The following is a 23,143-nucleotide window of genomic DNA, read 5'->3' on the forward strand; positions in this document are numbered from 1 at the left end:
GCGATCAGGACCGTGATTGGCATGTAGCTGTTAACAAGCGCGCTGCCGAGCCACACGGGTCGGGCCGAGTGATCCGAATGAATTCTATATACCTGGAACTCGTCGACGGAATCTACCCGAATCGCGGAATGATGAGCTCGGCTGGGATCTTCGCAGTCGGGATGTTCCTATTTGCGATAACGGCAATTGCGCATGGAGTTATTTTCGGTTTTTATTTAAATCCTGACTGGGATCGTCACGACGAAATCCCTATGTTGTCATCTATGGGACTTGTAACAATCACTTGTGCTCTACTTCTAGCCGGAGTAGTCGCGTTCAACCGCAATATCGGCGAATGGTTCCGCTATACGCACTATCCCATGCGCTTCAACCGCCGTAACCGCATGGTTTACGTATTCCGAGGCGACGACACCGTGCTCGAAGCGCCATGGGACGAGGTGTACTTCACTTTGCGAGTCAATAGTCAGGCGTTCGGTGTTCGGACCTTAGGCATCTGCGGCCTGTTGATGAAGGACCCGAAGACGGTCAAAGAAATGTTTGTATTCGGCTATGCATCAAGCAGCCGCGACTACTGCCTGCGTCACTGGGAATTCATCCGTCGCTACATGGAAGAGGGTCCGCAAGCTGTGATCGATGCGCCAGGATTGCAATATTGCCTACCCATTGCAGACAAGCGCGAGACGCTTTACGAGGGTTGGATAGCACTGGTTTCGAGAGACGCGTGGAATCCCGTTCTCAAATGGTTGATGCTGCCATTTCACGTGCTGTTTTTCGTCGGCCGCTTGGTGTGCCGTGTAACGAGCAAGGTGCCACTGTGGCCTGCCGATGTGGAAGCGGCGTGCAGGATCGCACCGGACGATCCCTACGTGCGTGATTCAAGTACGAACCCGGTAGGGTATCGATCAAGTCGCAGCTCGCGAACATCAAGGACCCAACTAAAAAGATGGCGTGGCTGTTGGCGAGGGCTTGATGTTTACAACAAGCAAGAAGCAACGTCCACTGACTGATCAGGATCGCTTATGGAGTCTGACGATCGATAGGCGCTCCGCAGAACCGCATGCGTCGGGGCGGGCGATCAGGATGAACTCGACTTATCTGGAGTTGGTTGACGGGATCTACGCAAATCGCGGAATGATGAGCGCGGTCGGCATATTTTCGATCGGGATGATCTCTTATGCCGTCGTCGGCATTCTTTATATGGTGATTTTTCATAACTATTTGAATCCGGACTGGGATCGTCAGGATCAAACCGAGATGCTTTTATCTGTGGGCTTTGTCATTGCCGTTTCGTTTCTCTTCATTGTGGGTCTAGTAGCATTTAATCGCACCATCGGCGAATGGTTCCGCTACATGCACTACCCCATGCGCTTCAATCGCCGTAACCGCATGGTCTACGTATTCCGAGGTGACGACACCGTGCTCGAAGCACCATGGGACGATGTGTACTTCACCTTGAGAGTTAACAGTCAGGCGTTCGGTGTACGCACGCTGGGAATCTGCGGCCTCGTGCTAAAGGACCCGAAGACGGTCAAAGAAATGTTTGTATTCGGCTATGCATCAAGCAGCCGCGACTACTGCCTGCGTCATTGGGAATACATCCGTCGCTACATGGAAGAGGGTCCGCAAGCGGTGATCGATGCGCCAGGGTTTCGGTATTGCCTGCCCATTGCAGACAAGCGCGAGACGCTTTATCAAGGGTGGATAGCACTCTCTTCCAGAGACGCCTGGAATCCCGCTCTCAAATGGCTAATGCTGACGTTTCACGTGCTGTTTTTTATCGGCCGATTGGTATGCCGCGTGACGAGCAAAGTTCCCCTGTGGCCTGCCGATGTGGAAGCGGCGTGCAGGATCGCACCGGACGATCCCTACGTGCGTGATTCAAGTACGAACCCGGTGGGGTATCGATAAGCAGGTCATTCTCAACGACGTTTGCGAAGCCGTCAGCAGCCTTCCAAACACACTCAACTTATCTTCAACGGAATCTAACCATGCCAAATGTAATCTATGTCGGGGATGCAACCAGCCACGGCGGAGTCGTGCTAACCGGGTCCGCACGCGTAACACGAAAGGGTCGTGGAGCTGCTCGCAAAACAGACAAGGTGTCATGTCCCCGTTGCGGCGACAACGAGATTGCAGAAGGCAACGACAAAATGCTCGATGGCCATTTGCCACTTGCGTTCCACGGCAATCGGACGCGCTGTGGCGCAATCCTGTTTTCGTCTAGTCAGGTAGTGGGCAGTACCTGATGGCCTACGATTTACTGCAGGTCGCACCTGCGCGCGACGTTCCTGCATTCAAGCCTGCGTGGTCTTTATGGGCAATACTGGCTGTTGTCATTGTGGGCGGCGGCGCGGCTTGCGTCATACGGTTTTGGCCACCCACTGAACCCATCAATACGCCGTGGTTCTGGACGTGCGTCGTCGCGTTTCCTCTATTTTCCTGGTTGATCCCGTTCTTCATCTATCTCGGCGTGTTGCAAGCCCCGCGACGGCGGGCAATCGACTTCAACAACGCAAGACACGGCTATCTCACCGATATCGGCCGTAAGGCAAGCGTTCCGCTACACGTGCTGGGCTCGGGATTTCTTTTCTCGGCTACAGAACACGAGAACACTGCCGAAGCGGTGACCCAACGACGACTGACACTGACCCAGCAAAGCCGTTTTCCTGAAGACACCGAACCGGTTTCGGCACGATGGATCGTGCCCGAAGGGCGCACGTGGTTGCCGACCGATGACCAGTCGGATATGGAGCGTCATCGTGAAGTGCTGCCTTATGTATTCGATGCACTCCTTCTTCAGATCGCTCCAGCTATACGCGTGCTGCCTGAGCGCACCCGCCTGACGGTCCGGCTCGCAGTTGCGACCCTGCTTCCGACATCGGAAGTCGAAGCTGCGTGGCGCGACAAATGGATGGCACTTGAACTGCGAGTGACAGCAAAAGCTGAAATTGACTCAACACCACCGGAGTTGATCGCCGCGGACCTCTGGATCGATGGAAAAGGCGTTGCACACTCTGATGCAGCGAACCTGCTTTGCGTCGTGCAATTGAATTCGCTGTTAAACGCGGTGCCAGACGATGGGTCCGCTGAAGCTGGTGTCATCGTGTTGTTTGCTTCGTCGTCGTTGACGGCGCGAAAGCAGCTATCCAGCACGACACTTCTGTTTCGGCCTGAGCTGCGTGACGAAAAGGGTATCGGACAAGGCTTGCGTCAAGCGATGCTGTGGGGCCACGTCCGTAGTTCAGAACTCACTGACCAATGGATGACCGGTGGCGCCGAGGCACCACTCAACCGGGCACTCGCAAGCGAACTTGATGCTCAGGCTGTCGAGGTAGCTAAAACCAAAGATTTAAGCGGACAGCATGACGTCGATTTTTGGCTCGGATCAGCCGGTATTGCGGCGCCTTGGTTGTGCATGGCTCTCGCCATGCAGCAGGCGCGCGAATCAGGACGAAAGCAGCTAATTAGCATTGCGCGCGCGCAACGGTTGACGCTTGCCGTCGTTGCGCCACGGTCTTGATAGGGATGTACGGATGCGTTTGAACTTCAAATTAATAGCTTTTCTGATGGCGGCGGTCGCCGGCGCGCTTTTTATTCTTGGCAAGGGTGAGGTGATCGGCCTCATGACTGTCACACAGCGGATGCTGGGCGTAGCCGTATTGATTATTACGTGGCTTGGCGTCGTCCTTCTGTATGTCACGGTGGGACGAAATGCTGACCGGAATGCTGCGCGTCGAGAGGTGGGTTCGGCTGAAGTAGTCGAAGCCTTGCCTGAAAAAGAGCTGCCGGAGACACCGGATACTATTGCCGAACTTCAAGCCCATTTGCGCGCAGAAAGTGGTATGCGCTGGCACTCCGGTCGATCGTGGCTTCTGCTTACGGGCGATGAGTCTGCAATCGCGAAAGCGCTGCCTGATCTGTTCGAGAACAGTTGGCTTGTCACGCAAGACGCTGTGCTGATTTGGAACAATACTGGCGTGGATGGCCGCCCAGATCAAGACTGGCTTAAGCGGATTTATAAGCTGCATCGTCGCAGACCGATTGATGCAGTGGTGCTGATGTTAAATGGAGACGTCGATCAACCGCCGCAGCGTCGGGGCGTGAATGCGCATAGCGTGATTCTCGCTTGTATCGCCGATAACCTGCGTTGGTCGGCACCGGTGTATGTGTTAGACGTTGCTCAGACCGACACACTCAACAATGGCCGTACCGCGCCAATTGGCTGTGACCTGTTGCCCGATGCCGACGAGAGATCCATCGAGTCGACCTTGATCGCGCTGGGCAATCACCTCGGCGATAAGGGCGTTTGGCAGCTAACGCGAAGTTTCAAGGACGTGTATAGCGCGAGACTGTCGGAGCAACTCGACAAGCGCAGTGCGTCCCTTGCCGCAATCATTTCTTCACTGGCAGATCGTAAGTCGCGGCATCAGTCGGTGATCGGCGCGTTCTTTGCGCCGTTTCCTGTGACCGCTCATGTAGACGATCAAGGAGCCGTCGGGAACGCGTTAGACGGTGCGGACTTACCAATATGGAATCATCTTGCCGTAGAAGCTCGCAAGCATCGCGGCAAGCGCATGGGCTGGCATCCGGTAACAGTATTTTCGACCGTCGCGCTTACCGTGATCGGCGTATGGACCGCTGGCATGTTGATCTCCGGAATGACCAACGCCCACAATCTGACCGGTGCCCGCGAGACTATCCAGGCGCTTGCGACCGCGCCCGACTCAGCTGCGCGCCTGAACGCGTTGCTCGCCCTGCAGCAACAAATCGGATTCTCTGAACAGCGCGCCGCGCACCAACCACCGTTGTGGACCCGCTTTGGCCTGAACCAGGACAAGGCGATTCTCGCCGCGTTGTGGCCTCCATATTCCGCCGCAAGTAAATCGCTCTTGATCGCGCCGATTCAGGAGAACCTCGAAGCCACGCTGGTCGACCTAAGCCAGATGCCCACCGGCTCACTCGATGACCATGCAAACAGCGCCGCGCTCGAAGGCCACAAAGCCCTTAAAACGTACTTGATGCTCGCCGAACCAAACCGTGCCGATGCCGGTTTCATCACACCGCAACTGATGCATTACTGGACCACGAACGCAAACATTTCCGAGGGTGCGAAGCTGGATGTCTCTGAACGCTTGTCAGGCTTTTACGCGCAGCACCTGAAAGCACACGATGCCTGGCGCATCCGGCCGCGCGCGGAACTCGTGAACGCATCGCGTCAAACTTTGCTGTCGGTGATTGGCGTGCGCAATTCTGAAGACACGGTTTATCAAAGCGTGCTTGCTGGCGTCGGTAACAAGTATCCGGACCAGACGCTGGCATCGCTCACAACTGGCACCGACACGCGTGGGTTGATTCGAACCACCGTCACCGTGCCGGGTGTCTACACCCGGCAAGCTTATGAAGGCTATGTTGCCGCAGCGATCAGGGAAGCAGCCAAGAGCCGCGACATGACGCGCGACTGGGTACTCGCGAACAATGGCGATGTGGTCGATACCTTAAAAGGCCAGTCCACCGAGGCCCTCGAAGCTGCGCTGACCACCCAGTACTTCAACGACTATGCCGAGCACTGGCGGGCTTTCATGAACGCGCTTCAATGGCAGTCCGCACCGAACATCCCCGCAGCGATCGAGCAGATGAAACTCCTCGCCGATGCTCGCCAGTCGCCGGTGATTGCCTTGATGAAATCGATCGATTATCAAGGTAATGCAGGCGTGCATCAGGCATCGCTCTCGGATACTTTGGTGGCGAAAGCGCAGAACATTTTTGGCAAGAAAGACGATCCTCACGCTGCAACTACGACGCAGGATACGGGACCGTTATCGGCGTCCTTTGGGCCGGTTCTCCGACTTCTCGGAGAGGTGAGCGAGTCGAACAAGACGAAGACGACAGTTGCCAGCGACGTCAGCTTGCAACGCTACATCGAGCGCATCACGGCATTGCGTTTAAAGCTCCAGCAAATCAGCGGCGGCGCCGATTCCGATGTTCAGACCCGGCAACTTGCCCAAGCGTTATTCCAGGGCAAAAACTCCGAACTCGCCGACACGCAAGCGTACGCGCAACTCGTCTCAGCGAGCCTTGGCGCGCAATGGTCCGGCATGGGCGATGCATTGTTCGTGCGCCCCGTGGCCCAGGCCATGCAGATCGTCATACAGCCCGCGCAAGCGAGCCTGAACGATGTATGGCGCGAGGACATCGCCGTTCACTGGAACAAGTCGTTTTCGGGCCGCTATCCGTTCGATAACACCGAAAACGACGCATCGATTCCCGAGCTCGCCCGATTCATCAGACTGCAAGGCGGCTTGATTTCGTCGTTCTTGAGCACGCAGCTTGCGGGCGTTCTGGAGCTTCGAGGCGATCAATGGGTGGAAGTCAATACGCACAGCGGTGCGCTGCAATTCGATCCCGAATTCTTGCGCACTGTGAATGTCTTGCATCGCGTCGCGGGGCACTTGATGCCAGAGGGCGAGCCGCAGTATCGGTTCGATATCAAGCCGATTCCAACGCCCGGCATTACGGACTCCGTGCTCACGCTCGATGCGCAGAAACTGCACTATTACAACCAGCGCGAAACTTGGCAGGGATTGATGTGGCCATCGAACGATCCGCAGGTTGCGGGGACGCGTCTGCAATGGCAAACCGAAACAGCGGGCACAAGCAAGAACTTCGAGTTCCGCGGTCGCTGGGCGTTCGTGCGGATGCTGGAGCGCGCGAAGATTGAACCTATCGATAACGCCACGTTTCAACTGACATGGCAGGCCGAGCCCGACACGCGAATAGCGGGTGTGGTTAAAGCACCGGCATCCGTGAACGTTGTGACAAGTGAACGCGTAACAAATCGAAGTAGCGACGATTGGGGCGCTTCGGCGCAAGACAGCGGATCCTCGAATCGAGCCTCGCTCGATAGCCTCGTTGCGCAGCGGCCGCTCGCCGCTGCATCGGCGAATCTGACCTATCCGTTGAGCTATTTCATGCGCGTGGAAGTCGGTAAAGGCTCGCTGGAATTGCTCGCGCTAAGAGGGTTTAAGTTGCCGAGTCGCATGTTCATTGAAAAGCCGGGTGTGACGCCGCAACGCAATGGCGCGACCCCCCCGCCTTTGCCGACAGCTGCGCGTGAGGCCGCAAAACGAGCCGCCACGCCGCTGCCCGGTGGCGACGTGGGACATCATCCTCTATGAACTTGCATTCGGTACCACAGCGCTGGATCACGGTCACCGCGTCAAATCAAACACCGGCGTCGTCGAGGTCAGCAATAAGACGCGCCACGCTTACTGGTCTTGTGATGGCCGCTTCCATATGCACGCCCGCCCGAGCCGATGCAATCGATGCGGCAATGTGTTCCCGCGTAGCAGAGATTGCCCGTCATACAGCAACGCAACGCGACGCAGGCGTGTCGGAGACCGAGATGCGCGAACGTGCGACCAAAGGGTTTGCAGGTGCCGCGTTGCCCGGTGTTCTGGAGCTCGTACACGTGGTGTACAGCGATCCCGTTATTCGTCATATCGCACCGGAAAAAACGTTCGAGCTTTATCGTTTGACATGCATGTCCCCGTTCACAGTCGCGACGACGCGCTCGGTGAGCGACGCCGCGCGCATCGGCTGATTCATGCAGATTTCGCGATCGACAGCGTCTGCGCAAGCGATACTTCTACGGCCATAATCATTTGCCTGACGCGCCCAGCGCCGTTGTTTGAGTGGTTTTGCACCAGTTTCCGATGGCGAAGGAGATTTTGAAAGCCCGAGAAGCCCCACCCCAACATATCCCATTACAAAATACCGTCGTCGGCTGCAATCAATCCAGGAATATTGCGGGCCACCGAGCCGTTTACGTTGAGGCAGACCGGCCATTAACCAATAAACGGAGTGAATCCATGCAGTCGTCCGAGCGCGCCTTGTCCTATTCGAAGCCGGCCATGTTCTTCCATTGGGCTACGGCGGTGCTCATCGTGGTGGGACTCTTCGCCATCAACGTACGCGGTCCCAAGGGATCGGAGAGCCGGATCTTATGGAACAGCGTGCATATCTGGGCCGGGTCGCTGATCCTCGGGTTGTCTATATTGCGGCTGTTTTGGAAGCTTTGGCATGGCTCGCCGCCGGAACTCGCGCATTCGCCCGCACAAATGTTCATGGCGCGCCTCGTGCATCTCGCGCTTTACCTGTTGGTCTTCGTTCAGCCTTTGCTTGGCATCGCAATGGTCAACACCGGCGGCAATGCCGTGACGCTTGCAGGTATTGGATGGCACGTCCAGTGGTTCTCAAAGGACCCGCTCGCCCATCGGTTCCTTCACGACGCACATTTCCTGATTGGCAACGCCGCTTATTGGCTTATCGGCTTGCATGCGTTCGCGGCGCTCGCGCATCATTTTGTGCTGCAGGACCCGACGCTCGCGCGTATGGTCCGGTTCTCACGCGACAGATAAGTCCGGGCGGGCACCGCCAATTTTTCGAGCATTTGTCCAGTGGTGCATAATCGGGGCGCGGTCAGTCTGTCTTTGCGTCCCGGCGTCCGATGCGCCGAACCAGCGGCCGATGGACTTCCTGGCTTTCAATCGAAAATCCTTGAAAGCCGACTTCGTTTTTTGCTCCGCGTCGCGTGACTCGAGCCGGCGAATGTAAGGCCGCACATCGTCACGGGGGCATCGGTGACAACCATCGGCACGCACAATGAAGAACCTCCGGCATCGTTCACTGTCGTGGGGATCGGCGCATCGGCAGGCGGGCTGGAGGCCATCTCCGAGTTGCTCGCGGGAATCGCCCCAGCCAGCGGCATGGCCTTCCTCGTGGTGCAGCATCTCGCGCCATTGAGGCCGAGCCTCCTGCCGGAAATCCTGTCCAAACAGACTTCCATGCACGTTATTGAGGCGCTCGACGGCATGGCCGTCGAGATCGACCACGTGTACGTGATTCCGCCGAACACCAGCATGTCGATCGAGCAGCGCCACGTCCGGTTGCGCCCGCGCGGAGAAACCCTCGGTCCGCCGATGCCGGTCGACGACCTGTTCGATTCATTGGCCGCCGACCTGGGCGTCGATGCAATCGGCGTGATCCTTTCGGGCAACGGCTCGGACGGCGCGCTCGGGCTGCAAGCCATTCAGGCCGAAGGCGGCATCACCTTTGCGCAGGATCCCATGTCGGCGCGGCACAGCAGCATGCCGCGTGCGGCGATCGGGCTTGGCTGCGTCGACAGCGTTCTTTCGCCTGCCGATATTGCCCGGGAAATCGGCCGCGTTGGAAACTATCCGAAGCGGGCGCTGGACGAGCTCGAATTGATGGGACAGGCCGCCGATCCGGGCGACCAAAATTTGCGCCCCTTGTTCCGGGTGCTGCGCAACGCGTGCAATATCGACTTCACCTTCTATAAGCGCGGCACCGTCCAGCGCCGGCTGTCGCGGCGCATGGCGCTTCGCGAAATGACCTCGGTGTCCGATTATGTGACGCTGCTTGATTCCGACCCGGTCGAAACGCAAGCGCTCGGACGCGATCTCCTGATTCGCGTGACGGAGTTCTTCCGTGATCCGGATACGTTCGATGAATTGACCCGCACCGTGTTTCCACGTTTGATCGGCGCGTTGGATTCTCTCGATTCGCGATCGTCCATCCGGATCTGGGTGCCCGGATGTGCAAGCGGCGAAGAGGTGTATTCAATCGCCATCTGCCTGATGGAATATCTCGACGGGCGTGCCCCCGGCACACAGATCCAGTTCTTCGGCACCGATGTCAGCGTCGATGCGCTGAAAACCGCGCGTGCCGGGCGCTACATAGAGAACATTGCGCGTAACGTCTCGCCTGAACGGCTGGAACGCTTCTTTGTCCGCGACGGCGATCATTATTGCGTCGACAAATCGATCCGAAGCCTTTGCACGTTTGCCCGCCACAACGTCGCAACAGATCCGCCGTTTTCGAGAATCGACCTGATCAGCTGCCGCAACCTGCTGATTTATCTCGACCCGACGCTTCAGCGCAATGTCATGCCGCTGTTTCACTATGCACTGGCGCCCGATGGTGTTCTGATGCTCGGGCCTTCCGAGTCGGTTGGGGCGTCCTCGGAGTTGTTCAGCGTCGTCCCCAGTGTGGCGAGCAAGCTCTACATCAAGAAGCCACGTCCGGGCCGGCCGCGCATGGGTCTGCCCGCGGCAAGGCCTGCGCCGCAATCAAGCACCGCCCTGACACCTTTGGTCACCGGCCGTGAAAATGCCTCTCGCGCGGAATTGTTGAGACGCGAAGTCGATCGCATGACTCTCGCGCGATACACCCCGCCGAGCGTCTTATGCGATGAAGAGCTGAACGTTCTCGAATTTCGTGGCGATACGTCGGCTTACCTCGTCAATCCAAGCGGACCGCCAACCAGCAGCCTGAAGCGGCTCGCGCGACCCGAAGTCTTCCTGGCGGTGGACGAGGCCGTGAGGCAAGCGCGCCGCGAAGGGACGGTGATCGCCCGGCGCAGCTTGCGCCTGAATGACAACACAACAGCTGGACGCGCGCACAACGTCGGCCTCGAGGTGCATCCGGTTCACGCAGCCGACGCCCCCGGCCGGTTTTTTCTGATCTATTTCGAGGCTCCGGCAGCAACGGCTGACGGCCAGCGGTGGACCGTCGGCGAAACGTTGAAAAACGTCGTCGCGCAGGTTTTGCAGCGTGCGGCCGGTCGGCCGGGGCAAACCAGTCGTGGCGATCACGATCTTGAAATCGCCCGGCTGGGCGCCGAGCTCGAAGGCAGCCAGCGGCATCTGCTGGCCATGCTCGAGGAACACGAAAGCGCGCGGGAAGACCTGCGGGCAAGCGAGGAGGAACTGCTGTCGAGCAACGAGGAGTTCCAGAGCACCAACGAAGAACTGGAGACCGCCAAGGAAGAACTGCAATCGGTCAACGAAGAATTGACGACAACCAACGACGAATTGCGGTATCGCAATCACGAGTTGAAAAACGCAAACGACGAGGCCGCCCGCGCCCGCGATTTTGCGCAGGCGATTGTGGAGACCATGTCGGAGCCGTTGCTCGTGCTCGAAGCGGATCTCAAGATCACGCTCGCAAACCGCGCGTTTTATCAAACATTCCAGACTTCGCCCGACGAGACCATCGACACCAAGCTGTACGACCTCGGCAACGAGCAATGGAATATCCCCGCGTTGCGGGAATTGCTCGAAGAGCTGCTGCCGCTACGAACGACGGTTCGCGATTTCCAGATCACGCATGAATTTCCGGGCATTGGCGTGCGCACGATGCAACTCAACGCCATGCGTGTGGCGTGGCCGGCGCAGGCGCTCATCTTGCTGACCATTGCCGATGTGACCCGCCAGCATCAGGCGTTCGACCGGCTGCAATCGGCCGATCAGCAGAAGGACGAATTTCTCGCCATGCTCGCGCATGAGTTGAGAAACCCGCTTGCCGCGATTCGCAACGGCCTGCAGGTCTGGGGCAGCGGCAATGCGGACGAGCAGGCGCAGAAGCTTGCTCGCGAGGCAGCGCAGCGGCAACTGGATCACGAGATCCGTCTGGTGGAAGATTTGCTGGATGTCTCGCGGATTACGCGCGGCATTATCGTTTTGAAGTCCGAAAAGATCGATCTGGTTGAAACCGTGCGTCGGGCCGTTGAAGCCTTGCGCACCGAATTCGAGGCCTACCGGCACGAGGTCACGCTGGCGCTGCCCATGGATGTGTTGCCGGTCGCCGCGGATGCAACGCGCATTGAACAGATCGTGACCAATCTGCTGGGCAATGCGATCAAATACACGCCGCCCGGCGGGCATATCCGCATCTCGGTCGAACGCCGTTTCGACGATGCAATGCTGACACTGGCTGATGACGGCATCGGCATGGCGCCTGACCTGATTCCCACGATCTTCGATATCTTCGTCCAGGCGGAGCGGTCGCTCGACCGCAAGGCGGCAGGCCTTGGTCTCGGGCTCGCGCTGGTGTCGCGGCTGGTCGAGTTGCACGGCGGCACCGTGCGCGCGTATAGCGAAGGGCTCAACCGCGGCAGCAAGTTCGTGGTGCGCCTGCCGGCCATGCCGCGCGGGACCATCCCGGAAGAAACGCTTCATGCAACGATACATGCGGCGCCGGAGCTTGGGGCCATGCGCATCCTCGTGGTGGACGACAATCTCGACGCGCTGGAAAGCAGCGCCGCGTTGTTGCGCATCGACGGACATGAGGTGCAGACTGCCCGTGACGGCGCCACCGCCTTGCATGACGCCGTCGAGTTCAGTCCCGACGTTGTCTTGCTCGATATCGGCTTGCCCGAAATGGACGGCTACGAGGTCGCCCGGCGTTTGCGTCTGCTACCGGAACTGTGCGATACCTTGCTGATTGCACATAGTGGTTATGGCGAGGAAGAGCATCTTCAGCGCGCCCGTCAAGCGGGTTTCGATCACCACCTCGTCAAGCCGGCCGACCTCAGTCAATTGAGTGCGATCATCGCCGTTTGCCGCGAAAGAGGTTTCCCATTGGGCAACCAATAGCCGCCATATAAGCGATGCTACTTGCGCAACAAGCGCAAACCGTTGCCCACCACCAGAAGGCTAGCACCCACGTCGGCGAAAACGGCCATCCACATCGTTCCCAGACCGATGAGCGTCAGCGTCAGGAACATGGCCTTGATGCCAAGCGCCAGCACGATGTTCTGGACCAGCACTGAATGCGTCGCCTTCGACAAACGCACGAACGCCGGAATCTTGCGGAGGTCGTCGTCCATGAGCGCGACGTCGGCGGTTTCGATCGCGGTGTCCGTTCCCATGGCGCCCATCGCAAAGCCGATGTTCGCGCGCGCAAGCGCAGGCGCGTCGTTGATGCCGTCGCCCACCATTCCCACCACCGACCCATTGGCGCCAAGATCGACGATAGCCTTGAGTTTGTCTTCGGGAAGCTGATTGCCACGTGCTTCATCGATACCCACTTTCTGAGCGATGGTCCTCGCGGTGTGCGGGTTGTCGCCCGTCAGCATGGCGGTGCGGATGCCGAGTCTGTGCAGATCGTCGATTGCTTCGCGGCTCGTTTCCTTGACGGTATCGGCAACGGCGTAGAGCGCCATGACCTCGGTTCCGTTGCTCAACGCGACCACGGTTTTGCCCTCGCGTTCGAGCGCCTCGAGGCGTTGTTCAAGTGCCGTAGAGCACAAGCCCAACTCTTCGACCAGCCGATGATTGCCGAGCGAATATGTGCGTCCTTCGATCACGCCACGAACACCGCGCCCGGCAATGGCTTCGAATGCATCGACCGTCAGAAGCTCGACGAGATCAGTTTCCGCCGATCGCGCGATCGACTGCGACACCGGATGGTCCGAGCGTGCGGCAAGACTTGCTGCGATCCGGCGGTTTTGCGCGGGATCGAGTCCGCTGATGTGTTCAGCATCGGTTTGCACGGGCTTGCCGTGCGTGATGGTGCCGGTCTTGTCGAGCGCGAGCCACGCGAGTTTGCGGCCTTCTTCGAGGTACACGCCGCCTTTGATCAAAATGCCCTTGCGCGCCGCTGCGGCCAGGCCGCTGACGATCGTCACAGGGGTCGAAATGACGAGCGCGCAGGGGCACGCGATCACGAGCAGGACAAGCGCTTTATAAATCCAGTCGTGCCAGCTTCCACCAGCGAGAAGAGGCGGGACGACCGCGACGGCCAGCGCGATCGCAAATACGATCGGTGTATAGACACGGGCGAACTGATCGACAAAACGCTGCGTCGGCGCCTTCGCGCCTTGCGCTTCCTCCACCGCATGGATGATGCGCGCAAGCGTCGTGTTCCCGGCGGCTGCCGTCACCGCGAACTCGAATGAACCCGCTTCGTTGATCGTGCCGGCGAAGACCGCGTCGCCTGTGGTTTTATCGACGGGAAGGCTTTCGCCGGTGATCGGCGCCTGATTGACGGTTGAGCGGCCGGCGACCACCGTGCCATCCAGACCAATGCGCTCGCCGGGTTTGATGCGAACCACGGATCCTATGGGAACCGTCTTTGCATCTATATCGGCCCAGGTGCCGTCGGCCTGACGCACGGTCGCCTTCGCCGGCGTGAGCTGCATGAGTCCTTGAATCGCGTTGCGCGCGCGATCGAGCGATTTCGCCTCGATGAGTTCGGCAACCGTGAAGAGAACCATGACCATGGCGGCTTCCGGCCATTGCTGCAGAACGAGCGCGCCGGTTACGGCGATGCTCATCAGCGCATTGATGTTCAGGTTGCCGTTGGAAAGCGCAACCCATCCTTTCTTGTAGGTGGTCACCCCACAAGCAAGCACGGCGATGATCGCGAGCGCCGCCGCGAGCCAGGCGGACGCGCCCAGCCAGCTCGCCGCTTCCGAACCGATCGCCGCAACGCCGGCGAGGGCGAGCGGCCACCACGGCTTCTTGTGTTCAACAATCGATGCATCGAGTTTGCCCGCCGAATCCGGCATCTCCGGCGTGAACCCGAGCGAGCGGATTGCGTCCGCGACGGCATCGAGGGAATCAGGTGCGTGCTCGACCGTCAACACCCGCTGCATGAGATTGAATTCCATGCCTTTGACGGATTGCATCGCGCCAAGCTCCTTGCGGATGAGCGTCTCTTCGGTCGGGCAGTCCATCTGCATGATACGGATCGGCGTGCGGATGTTGCCGCCGACTTGCTGCGGACTGGAAAGACTCTTCAGGGGCGTGGACGCGGCGGCCGAGCAGCAGGAATCGGCGTGCGCGTGATGATCGTGGTCATGCGCATGGTGTTCGTGGTGCTCGTGCTCCGCATGCGCTGCATCTTTGGTTGTATCGGACATCGTGGCTTCCTGACTGGATTTGTGTTCTAGTAGACACCTTGAAGCCACTTCAAGGTCAAGCACAATCACGGAGGCCGGATGAAAATCGGAGAACTCGCGAAAAGCGCGCGATGCACCACGGAAACGATCCGCTTCTACGAGAAAGAAGGGTTGATGCCCGACGCGGAACGGACGGGCGGAAATTATCGGGATTATTCGGCGGTCCACGTGGAGCGGTTACGTTTCATCAGAAATTGCCGTGCGCTCGACATGGCGCACGATGAAATCAGAGCCTTGCTGGGCTTGACAGACAAGCCGGCGGAGCAATGCGGCGCAGTCAACGCGCTTGTCGATGAACATATTTCCCACGTGGACCATCGAATCGAAGAACTGCAACAGTTGAAGGCCCAACTCACCAAACTGCGAAGCCAATGCCTGGTGGAACAGGCAGTGGGCGATTGCGGCATCGTCCAGGAGCTGACGACCATGGAAGTCACGCCTGCGCGGGCAAAACACTCGCATATCGGTTGAGCACAGGCGCTCCGCAGCGCAAATCACCAAACTCCTCCGTGATACCAATTCTGGTATCACAAACTCCAAATTACTGATTGGACCGTCATGGACTCGGGCGCTACGCTTCATTGCGGTACGCCCTGAATCATTGACCGTGCAAGCCGCGCAAGCGGCGCAGACAAGCGCGGCGGTACCGAACACAAACATAAACAATCGGAGACAACCATGAGACATGCTCGACGCGCAGCCATTGGTGCGCTGCTTGGTTCTGCGCTTTTGCTGGGTGCAAACCTCACCGCACACGCCGATGACAAAAAGATCAACCTGGGCTTTTCGCAGGTGGGCGCCGAGAGCGCATGGCGCACGGCCAATACGGTTTCCGTGAAAAGCGCGGCGAAAGATGCCGGCATCAATCTGAAATTCTCCGACGCCCAGCAAAAGCAGGAAAACCAGATCAAGGCGATTCGTTCTTATATTGCGCAGAAAGTCGATGTGATTGCTTTCTCGCCGGTGGTCGAATCCGGCTGGGAACCAGTGTTGATCGAAGCGAAAAACGCGAAGATCCCGGTGATCCTGACGGACCGCAATATCGACGTCAAAGACAAGTCCTTGTACGTCACCATGATCGGTTCGGACTTCCTGGAAGAAGGCCGGCGCGCGGGCAAATGGCTTGAAGAACGCTACAAGAACGACGCCGGGCCGATCAACATTGCCGAGTTGCAGGGCACGGTTGGCTCCGCGCCCGCCAATGACCGTCGTGCCGGGCTGCTGGAAGTGATCAAGAACGATCCCAAGTTCAAGGTCATCGCTTCGCAAAGCGGCGATTTCACGCTCGCCGGCGGCAAGCAGGTCATGGAAGCCTTTATCAAGACCTATGGCAAGCAGATCAACGTGGTCTACGCACACAATGACGACATGGCGCTCGGTGCGATCCAGGCCATGGAAGAAGCCGGCGTGAAGCCCGGCAAGGACGTGAGCGTGGTCTCTTTCGATGCCACCAAGGGCGGCTTTGAAGCCATGGTTGCAGGCAAGATCAACGTGGACGTTGAATGCAGTCCGCTGCTCGGGCCGCAACTCATGACCGCGGTGAAAGATGTGGTGGCGGGCAAGCAATTGCCCAAGCGCATCGTCACCGACGAAACCGTGTTCCCGATGAGCGTCGCGGCGCAAGTCCTGCCGCAGCGTAAATACTGAGCGGCGAGGCTCCATGATCGCTTCGCCCATGCTTGAAACTATCGGTCTGTCGAAGTCGTTCCCGGGCGTCAAGGCGTTGCAGAACGTGGACTTCCGGTTGTTTCCGGGCGAGATCCATACGCTGATGGGCCAGAACGGCGCCGGCAAGTCGACGCTCATCAACGTACTCACCGGCGTCCACGCGCACGACGCCGGCGAGATCCGGCTCGGCGGCAAAGCGGTCAGTTTCGCGACCCCGCTGCACGCGGAAGCAGCTGGAATCAGGACGCTTTATCAGGAAGTGAACCTGTGTCCGAACCTGTCCGTCGCTGAAAACGTGTTTGCGGGACGCCAGCCGAAACGGCATGGCGCTATCGACTGGAAAAGCATTCGTGCGCGTGCCGAAGCGGCGCTGGCCGACCTGAACGTTTTCATCGATGTGAGCAAATCACTCGACACGTACCCGATCGCCGTGCAGCAGATGGTGGCGATCGCGCGTGCAGTTTCGGTGGATGCGCGCGTGCTGATCCTCGATGAACCCACGTCGAGCCTCGATGAAGGCGAAGTCGCGAGGCTTTTCGGCGTGCTGCAGAAACTCAAGCAATCGGGCATCGCGATCCTCTTCGTCACGCACTTTCTGGAGCAGACCTACGCGGTCTCGGACCGGATCACGGTCATGCGCAATGGTGAGCGGGAAGGCGAATATCTTGCCCGCGATCTGCCCGTGGAACTGCTGGTTTCGAAGATGGTGGGTCATGAACGCATGACCGAGCGCCTGAAACGCGCCGCCGACGAACCGCCGGCAAAAAAGAGCCTGGTGCCGCCGTTTTTCACCATGCGCGGCAGCGGGCGGCGTGGCGTGATGAATCCCATCGATATCGATATACAGCCCGGTCAGATCCTTGGTCTGGCTGGATTGCTTGGTTCGGGCCGCACCGAAACCGCGCGCCTGCTGTTCGGCGCGGAGCGCTCGGACGCGGGCAGCATGTCTATTGGAGGCAAGGAGGTGAAGCTGCGTTCGCCTCGTGACGCCGTGCGCCGCGGCGTGGGATATTGCCCGGAAGACCGGAAGAAGGAGGGCATCATTGCGGAGCTTTCCATACGGGAGAACATCGTGCTTGCGCTGCAGGTGCAACGCGGCTGGTGGCGCGTGATCAGGAAAAGCAGGCAGCGCGAGATAGCTGACGACTACATCGAGCGGCTCGGCATCAAGGCGCGCGACGCGGAACAGCCAATCGGACTTCTTTCCGGCGGGAACCAGCAGAAGGCTCTGCTCGCGCGCTGGCTTGCGACCGAACCGAAGATGCTGATCCTCGATGAACCCACCCGCGGTATCGACGTAGCGGCCAAATTCGAGATCATGGATCGCGTGCTTGCGCTCTGCGCGAAAGGCCTCGGCATTGTTTTCATCTCGTCGGAGGTGAACGAGGTCGTGCGCGTGAGCCATCGGATTGCGGTGCTGCGCGACCGGCGCAAGGTGGCGGAAGTCGAGGGGCACGCGAGCTCCGAGGATCAGGTGTATCGGTTGATTGCGGGAGGCAGCCAATGAACCGGATCAAAGCGGTGTTGCAGCATCCTCTTGTATGGCCGGCTCTTACGCTCGTGTTGCTGATCCTGCTCGACCTGAGCCAGAACCCGCGCTTTCTTTCCATCTCCGTACTCGATGGCCACTGGTTCGGCGCACCCGTCGATATTCTCAACCGGGCGGCGCCGTTCGTGTTGGTTTCGCTTGGCATGACGCTCGTGATTGCGACGCGCGGTATCGATATTTCGGTGGGCGCCGTAGTTGCGATCGCGGGCGCGGCGGCGGCCAGTATTCTCGCCGATAACCCTGCGAACGTGGCCGAAGCACTCGCCGCCGCACTCGCGGTGGGCGTGCTCGCCGGCATGTGGAATGGCGTGCTGGTGGCATTGGTCGGCATGCAGCCCATCATCGCGACGCTGATCCTGATGGTGGCTGGCCGGGGCGTTGCGCAGTTGCTCACGGGTGGCCAGATCATTCCCATCGGCGCGCCAGGGTATCTGGTGGTCGGCGGTGGTTACCTGGCGCGCGTTCCGTGCTCCGTGTGGGTTGCGGCGGCCGCGATTGCCGGGACCGCGCTACTCATGAACCGTACGGCGCTTGGCATGTTCATCCGCGCGATAGGCATCAATCCGGTCGCGACGAAACTCGTTGGCTTGCGCTCGAGCGCGATCGTGTTCGGGGTTTATACGTTCTCCGGTCTCACGGCGGCTATCGCGGGAATCCTGATCAGCTCGAACGTGCGCAGCGCCGATGGCAATAACGCGGGCCTCCTGCTCGAACTCGATGCGATTCTCGCCGTCACGCTCGGCGGTACGTCGCTGCTCGGCGGCAAGTTCAGCCTCGCGGGAACCGTGCTCGGCGCGTTGATCATCCAGACGCTTACGTACACCACGTATTCGATAGGCGTGCCGCCCGAGGCTACGCTCGTCGTCAAGGCGGCGGTCGTACTGGTCGTGAGCGTGATCCAGTCGGCAAGCGCTCGCACGGTCATCGTGAGGCAATTCAAGCGTGCCTTTCCCCATGCGCTAAAAAAGCCGCTCGTCGAGGCCGCCAAATGAGGAACTTCCTGGACCGCCTGGTCGATCCGCGTACATTGCCGATCGTCGTTACCATCGTCTTGTTCGTTGCGCTGTTCGGGTTCGGCTCCGTGATGTACACGGGGTTTTTCTCGCTGCAAGTGCTGCTGGGCCTGCTCGTCGACAACGCGTTTCTCCTGATCGTCGCAATCGGCATGACCTTTGTGATCGTGTCGGGCGGCATCGATTTGTCGGTGGGATCGGTGGTCGCGTTGACGACCATTCTCTGCGCCGTATTCGCCGAACGCCTGCATTGGCCCATATGGATCATCGTGCCACTCGTGCTGACGCTCGGCGCGCTGTACGGGGCGGCAATGGGCGCGCTGATCCATTTTTTCAGGCTGCAGTCTTTCATTGTCACGCTGGCGGGCATGTTCCTCGCGCGCGGCGCATGTTTCTTGATCACCACGCAATCGATCACCATCAACGACCCGAGCTTTCACGCGCTGTCAGGGTTTCACATCGATATACACGGCGCTTCGCTCACGGCCGGCGGCTTGATTGCCATCGCGACGCTGGTGCTTGCCATCTTCGTTGCGCACTTCACGCGCTTCGGGCGCAATGTCTATGCGGTCGGCGGCAACGAACGTTCGGCGTTGCTGATGGGGTTGCCCGTGGCACGCACGAAGGTCGGCGTATACGCATTGAGCGGATTTTGTTCGGCGCTCGGCGGCGTGGTGTTCACGCTCTACGTGCTTTCGGGATACGGCTTGCAAGGGCAGGGCATGGAACTCGACGCGATTGCCGCCACGGTCATCGGCGGAACCTTGCTCACGGGTGGCGTAGGGTATGTGATCGGATCGGTGTTCGGCGTTGGCATTCTCGGGACCATCCAGACGCTGATCACGTTCGACGGCACGCTCAGTTCGTGGTGGACCCGCATTGTGATCGGCGCGCTTCTGTGCGCGTTCTGCCTGTTGCAACGCCTGATAGAACGGCATGCGGCCCGGCGCAAGTCGGGTGGAACAGCATCGGGCAAGCGAGTGGGTACGAAGCTCAGGTGGCGATCAAGGCAACACGATGAGACCACTAAAGCCGATCCTGTCGCGCTTGGGTCGCGGAGTTGACGCGCTTCTCAACATGAAAAAACGGTTCCGGACGCACGATGCGTCCGGGCGAACGAAGCTTTGAAATAGTAACGATCAAGGATAAATCGATGTCAGACGCAAAACGTCCGCTGCGCTCCGCCCAATGGTTCGGCACCGCCGACAAGAACGGTTTTATGTACAGAAGCTGGATGAAAAACCAGGGCATCCCGGATCACGAATTCCAGGGTAAGCCGATCATCGGCATCTGCAATACCTGGTCTGAATTGACGCCATGCAATGCGCATTTCAGGAAGCTCGCGGAACACGTCAAGCGCGGCGTGTTCGAAGCGGGCGGCTTCCCGGTCGAGTTTCCGGTGTTTTCCAACGGCGAATCCAACCTGCGCCCGACCGCGATGTTCACGCGCAATCTCGCCAGCATGGACGTCGAGGAATCGATACGCGGCAATCCCGTCGATGCCGTCGTGCTGCTCGTCGGCTGCGATAAAACTACGCCCGCCTTGCTGATGGGCGCGGCAAGCTGTGACGTGCCGGCCATCGCGGTAAGCGGCGGACCGATGCTCAACGGCAAGCATCATGGCCGCGATATCGGCTCGGGCACCGTTGTGTGGCAACTCAGCGAACAGGTCAAGGCGGGCAAGATCACGCTGCACGAATTCATGTCGGCGGAAGCAGGCATGTCGCGTTCCGCGGGCACGTGCAACACCATGGGCACGGCCTCGACCATGGCGTGCATGGCCGAGGCGCTCGGCGTCACGCTGCCGCACAACGCCGCCATTCCTGCCGTCGATGCAAGGCGTTACGTCCTCGCGCACATGTCGGGCATGCGCATTGTGGAGATGGCGTTGCAGGACGTGCGGTTATCGAAGCTGCTGACCAAGGAAGCTTTCGAGAACGCGATTCGCGTGAACGCCGCGATCGGCGGGTCGACGAATGCGGCGATTCACCTGAAGGCGATCGCGGGTCGTATGGGCGTGGATCTCGAACTCGATGACTGGACGCGGATGGGCCGCGGCACGCCGACGCTCGTCGACCTGCAGCCTTCCGGCCGTTTTCTGATGGAAGAGTTTTATTACGCCGGTGGCTTGCCGGGCGTGATTCGTCGTTTAGGCGAAGCCGGCTTGTTGCCGCATCCCGATGCGCTCACCGCGAACGGCCAGTCGCTGTGGGAGAACACGAAAGAAGCGCCTATCTACGACGAAGAAGTCATCCGGCCGCTCGATAACCCGCTCGTCGCCGATGGCGGTTTGTGCATCGTGCGTGGCAATCTTGCGCCGAATGGCGCCGTGGTGAAACCATCGGCAGCGACACCCGAGTTGCTCAAGCATCGCGGACGTGCGGTCGTGTTCGAGAATTTCGATCATTACAAGGCGCGCATTGGCGACCCCGAACTCGATGTGACGAAGGACTCCGTTCTCGTGCTGAAAAATTGCGGCCCGAAGGGATATCCGGGCATGGCGGAGGTCGGCAACATGGGTTTGCCGCCGAAGCTGCTGGCACAGGGCGTAACCGACATGGTGCGCATCTCCGATGCCCGCATGAGCGGCACCGCATATGGCACCGTGGTGCTGCACGTGGCGCCTGAAGCGCGCGCGGGCGGTCCGCTTGCCGTGGTGAAGGACGGCGACTGGATCGAGCTTGATTGCATGGGCGGAAAGTTGCAGCTCGATATCAGCGAAACCGAACTGACTGCGCGTCTCGCCGATTGGGCAGAAGCACAGACTGTCACGCCGGCGGATACGAGCGGGTATCGGAAGCTTTATGTCGATCACGTTTTGCAAGCCGATCAGGGCTGCGATTTCGATTTTCTCGTAGGATGTCGGGGTGCCGATGTGCCGCGGCATTCGCATTAGACTTGATCAATGCGGCGCGTTGCGCGCACCACATCAACGAAGATTTCTTTAAGGTCCAGACATGACAGAGCAAGTAGCAATTGGCATTGCCGGCGTCGGCAAGATTGCTCGCGATCAGCATTTACCTGCTATAGCCGGGAATTCCGGATTCAAGCTCATTGCTGGCGCGAGCAGGAATGCGCGGATCGACGGGGTCGAGAATTATCAGAATGTAGAAGAGATGCTGAAGGCTGAGCCGAGTTTGCAGGCCGTCTCGTTGTGCGCGCCGCCGCAAGTGCGGTTCTCGCAGGCGCGTGCCGCGCTCGAAGCGGGCAAGCACGTGATGCTCGAGAAACCGCCGGGCGCGAGCGTGACCGAGGTTCAGGTGCTTGCTGCGTTGGCGCAGGAAAAGCAATGCACCTTGTTTGCAACCTGGCATTCCCGGCATGCGCCCGGCGTCGAAGCCGCGCGTGCGTGGCTCGCGGACAAGGCGATCACATCGGTTGAAGTATTGTGGAAAGAGGACGTGCGCCGCTGGCATCCAGGACAAGAGTGGATCTGGCAACCCGGTGGATTGGGCGTATTCGATCCGGGTATCAACGCGTTGTCGATCGTTACGCGTATCTTGCCGCATGCGTTCTTCTTGAAGTCGGCGGAATTGTTTGTTCCGGCCAACAGAGACAACCCGATTGCCGCAAACCTGGATTTCAGCGATGCACTCGGCACGCCGATTCGTGCTGAATTCGACTGGCGCTTTGGTCCGGAAGAGCAGTGGCAGATCGAGGTGACAACTCGCGATGGCGTGTTGCATCTGGCGCAGGGCGGGAAGTTTCTGAAGATCAATGACGAGGTTAAGGATATTGGACCAGAGAGGGAATATCCGAGCCTCTACGATCGATTCTTCGAACTGATTTCGAGCGGTGAAAGCGATGTGGACGTGAGTCCGCTACAGCATGTCGCCGATGCGATGTTGCTTGGCAAGCGGCACGAGGTCGAGAAGTTCGAGGATTGAATTGATGCGCGCGGCGGTGGGGTTCGGTGGCTGTTTCCGACAGACTTAAACTGAATTGGCCGCCGTGCGAAACGGAGGGTTTGGCCCTCCTGGCACATGGAACATCTGGAACTTGCCCGAGAACACTGGTGGCGAAGCGTGTGGATGTAAGAGTTCGGAGGGGGAGGGGTTCAAGTGTCGATGGTTGCGGCGTCGAGCGTACTTTTGGGGTACCAAAAAGTCCGAAACTGCACGCTGGGGACACTTACGAGCCGATTGTTGA

Annotated in this window: 17 protein-coding genes; 15 read left to right on the plus strand and 2 right to left on the minus strand. The window is 59.2% G+C overall.

Features of this window, described 5'->3' with window-relative positions:
* Window positions 1–77: 77 nt before the first annotated feature.
* The 4 genes from HB633_RS11320 to HB633_RS11335 all read left to right on the plus strand — a co-directional run bounded on the left by HB633_RS11320 (window position 78) and on the right by HB633_RS11335 (window position 3,520).
* Window positions 78–1,007: a DUF6708 domain-containing protein gene (locus tag HB633_RS11320; RefSeq protein WP_213778179.1), complete on the plus strand. Its 930-nt coding sequence runs from the start codon at window positions 78–80 to the stop codon at window positions 1,005–1,007.
* A gap of 73 nt (window positions 1,008–1,080) precedes the next feature.
* Window positions 1,081–1,908 carry a DUF6708 domain-containing protein gene (locus HB633_RS11325; RefSeq protein ID WP_213778180.1) on the plus strand — a complete coding sequence of 276 codons (828 nt, stop codon included), beginning with the start codon at window positions 1,081–1,083 and terminating at the stop codon, window positions 1,906–1,908.
* An 80-nt stretch (window positions 1,909–1,988) separates the two neighbouring features.
* Window positions 1,989–2,246 (plus strand): PAAR domain-containing protein, encoded by a 258-nt coding sequence (locus HB633_RS11330; protein WP_213778181.1) that lies wholly within the window; start codon window positions 1,989–1,991, stop codon window positions 2,244–2,246.
* A 92-nt stretch (window positions 2,247–2,338) separates the two neighbouring features.
* Entirely contained in the window at window positions 2,339–3,520 is a 1,182-nt protein-coding gene (locus HB633_RS11335; protein ID WP_213778182.1) for a hypothetical protein, read from the plus strand.
* Between the two features lie 31 nt (window positions 3,521–3,551).
* On the opposite strand, the gene HB633_RS30840 is transcribed toward HB633_RS11335, so the two are convergent.
* Window positions 3,552–4,028, minus strand: a complete 477-nt coding sequence (locus HB633_RS30840) for a hypothetical protein (RefSeq protein WP_255580864.1) — start codon at window positions 4,026–4,028, stop codon at window positions 3,552–3,554.
* A gap of 30 nt (window positions 4,029–4,058) precedes the next feature.
* Between HB633_RS30840 and HB633_RS11340 the strand changes: the two genes are divergently transcribed.
* The 4 genes from HB633_RS11340 to HB633_RS11355 all read left to right on the plus strand — a co-directional run bounded on the left by HB633_RS11340 (window position 4,059) and on the right by HB633_RS11355 (window position 12,455).
* A complete protein-coding gene (locus tag HB633_RS11340; RefSeq protein WP_255580865.1) occupies window positions 4,059–7,175 on the plus strand; it encodes an ImcF-related family protein in 3,117 nt (1,038 codons plus the stop codon).
* Window positions 7,176–7,279: 104 nt separating this feature from the next.
* A complete protein-coding gene (locus HB633_RS11345) occupies window positions 7,280–7,600 on the plus strand; it encodes a hypothetical protein (RefSeq protein ID WP_213778184.1) in 321 nt (106 codons plus the stop codon).
* A gap of 268 nt (window positions 7,601–7,868) precedes the next feature.
* Window positions 7,869–8,417 (plus strand): cytochrome b, encoded by a 549-nt coding sequence (locus HB633_RS11350; RefSeq protein ID WP_213778185.1) that lies wholly within the window; start codon window positions 7,869–7,871, stop codon window positions 8,415–8,417.
* A gap of 222 nt (window positions 8,418–8,639) precedes the next feature.
* Window positions 8,640–12,455 carry a chemotaxis protein CheB gene (locus tag HB633_RS11355; RefSeq protein WP_213778186.1) on the plus strand — a complete coding sequence of 1,272 codons (3,816 nt, stop codon included), beginning with the start codon at window positions 8,640–8,642 and terminating at the stop codon, window positions 12,453–12,455.
* Between the two features lie 17 nt (window positions 12,456–12,472).
* On the opposite strand, the gene HB633_RS11360 is transcribed toward HB633_RS11355, so the two are convergent.
* Window positions 12,473–14,725 carry a heavy metal translocating P-type ATPase gene (locus HB633_RS11360; RefSeq protein WP_213778187.1) on the minus strand — a complete coding sequence of 751 codons (2,253 nt, stop codon included), beginning with the start codon at window positions 14,723–14,725 and terminating at the stop codon, window positions 12,473–12,475.
* 78 nt (window positions 14,726–14,803) lie between these two features.
* Here HB633_RS11360 and cadR point away from each other — a divergent pair, with 78 nt between their 5' ends.
* The 7 genes from cadR to HB633_RS11395 all read left to right on the plus strand — a co-directional run bounded on the left by cadR (window position 14,804) and on the right by HB633_RS11395 (window position 22,881).
* Entirely contained in the window at window positions 14,804–15,235 is a 432-nt protein-coding gene (cadR, locus tag HB633_RS11365; protein WP_213778188.1) for a Cd(II)/Pb(II)-responsive transcriptional regulator, read from the plus strand.
* A gap of 207 nt (window positions 15,236–15,442) precedes the next feature.
* Window positions 15,443–16,411 carry an ABC transporter substrate-binding protein gene (locus HB633_RS11370; protein ID WP_213778189.1) on the plus strand — a complete coding sequence of 323 codons (969 nt, stop codon included), beginning with the start codon at window positions 15,443–15,445 and terminating at the stop codon, window positions 16,409–16,411.
* Between the two features lie 13 nt (window positions 16,412–16,424).
* Window positions 16,425–17,939, plus strand: a complete 1,515-nt coding sequence (locus tag HB633_RS11375) for a sugar ABC transporter ATP-binding protein (RefSeq protein WP_213778190.1) — start codon at window positions 16,425–16,427, stop codon at window positions 17,937–17,939.
* A complete protein-coding gene (locus HB633_RS11380) occupies window positions 17,936–18,973 on the plus strand; it encodes an ABC transporter permease (RefSeq protein WP_213778191.1) in 1,038 nt (345 codons plus the stop codon). The genes HB633_RS11375 and HB633_RS11380 overlap by 4 nt, the downstream gene beginning before the upstream one ends.
* On the plus strand, window positions 18,970–20,058 hold the full coding sequence (gene yjfF, locus HB633_RS11385) for a galactofuranose ABC transporter, permease protein YjfF (protein ID WP_213778192.1): 1,089 nt from the start codon (window positions 18,970–18,972) through the stop codon (window positions 20,056–20,058). The genes HB633_RS11380 and yjfF overlap by 4 nt, the downstream gene beginning before the upstream one ends.
* Window positions 20,059–20,147: 89 nt before the next feature.
* Window positions 20,148–21,890 (plus strand): IlvD/Edd family dehydratase, encoded by a 1,743-nt coding sequence (locus HB633_RS11390; protein ID WP_213778193.1) that lies wholly within the window; start codon window positions 20,148–20,150, stop codon window positions 21,888–21,890.
* A 61-nt stretch (window positions 21,891–21,951) separates the two neighbouring features.
* Entirely contained in the window at window positions 21,952–22,881 is a 930-nt protein-coding gene (locus HB633_RS11395) for a Gfo/Idh/MocA family oxidoreductase (RefSeq protein ID WP_213778194.1), read from the plus strand.
* Window positions 22,882–23,143 lie beyond the last annotated feature (262 nt).

This window comes from Caballeronia sp. dw_276, assembly GCF_018449635.1.
Taxonomy (GTDB): domain Bacteria; phylum Pseudomonadota; class Gammaproteobacteria; order Burkholderiales; family Burkholderiaceae; genus Caballeronia.

Coding starts and splice junctions, on each gene's coding strand:
- HB633_RS11320 (WP_213778179.1), top strand. CDS start 78: ATGAATTCTATATACCTGGAACTCGTCGACGGAATCTACCCGAATCGC.
- HB633_RS11325 (WP_213778180.1), top strand. CDS start 1,081: ATGAACTCGACTTATCTGGAGTTGGTTGACGGGATCTACGCAAATCGC.
- HB633_RS11330 (WP_213778181.1), top strand. CDS start 1,989: ATGCCAAATGTAATCTATGTCGGGGATGCAACCAGCCACGGCGGAGTC.
- HB633_RS30840 (WP_255580864.1), bottom strand. CDS start 4,028: ATGCAGCTTATAAATCCGCTTAAGCCAGTCTTGATCTGGGCGGCCATC.
- HB633_RS11340 (WP_255580865.1), top strand. CDS start 4,059: ATGTTAAATGGAGACGTCGATCAACCGCCGCAGCGTCGGGGCGTGAAT.
- HB633_RS11345 (WP_213778184.1), top strand. CDS start 7,280: ATGGCCGCTTCCATATGCACGCCCGCCCGAGCCGATGCAATCGATGCG.
- HB633_RS11350 (WP_213778185.1), top strand. CDS start 7,869: ATGCAGTCGTCCGAGCGCGCCTTGTCCTATTCGAAGCCGGCCATGTTC.
- HB633_RS11360 (WP_213778187.1), bottom strand. CDS start 14,725: ATGTCCGATACAACCAAAGATGCAGCGCATGCGGAGCACGAGCACCAC.
- cadR (WP_213778188.1), top strand. CDS start 14,804: ATGAAAATCGGAGAACTCGCGAAAAGCGCGCGATGCACCACGGAAACG.
- HB633_RS11370 (WP_213778189.1), top strand. CDS start 15,443: ATGAGACATGCTCGACGCGCAGCCATTGGTGCGCTGCTTGGTTCTGCG.
- HB633_RS11375 (WP_213778190.1), top strand. CDS start 16,425: ATGATCGCTTCGCCCATGCTTGAAACTATCGGTCTGTCGAAGTCGTTC.
- HB633_RS11380 (WP_213778191.1), top strand. CDS start 17,936: ATGAACCGGATCAAAGCGGTGTTGCAGCATCCTCTTGTATGGCCGGCT.
- yjfF (WP_213778192.1), top strand. CDS start 18,970: ATGAGGAACTTCCTGGACCGCCTGGTCGATCCGCGTACATTGCCGATC.
- HB633_RS11390 (WP_213778193.1), top strand. CDS start 20,148: ATGTCAGACGCAAAACGTCCGCTGCGCTCCGCCCAATGGTTCGGCACC.
- HB633_RS11395 (WP_213778194.1), top strand. CDS start 21,952: ATGACAGAGCAAGTAGCAATTGGCATTGCCGGCGTCGGCAAGATTGCT.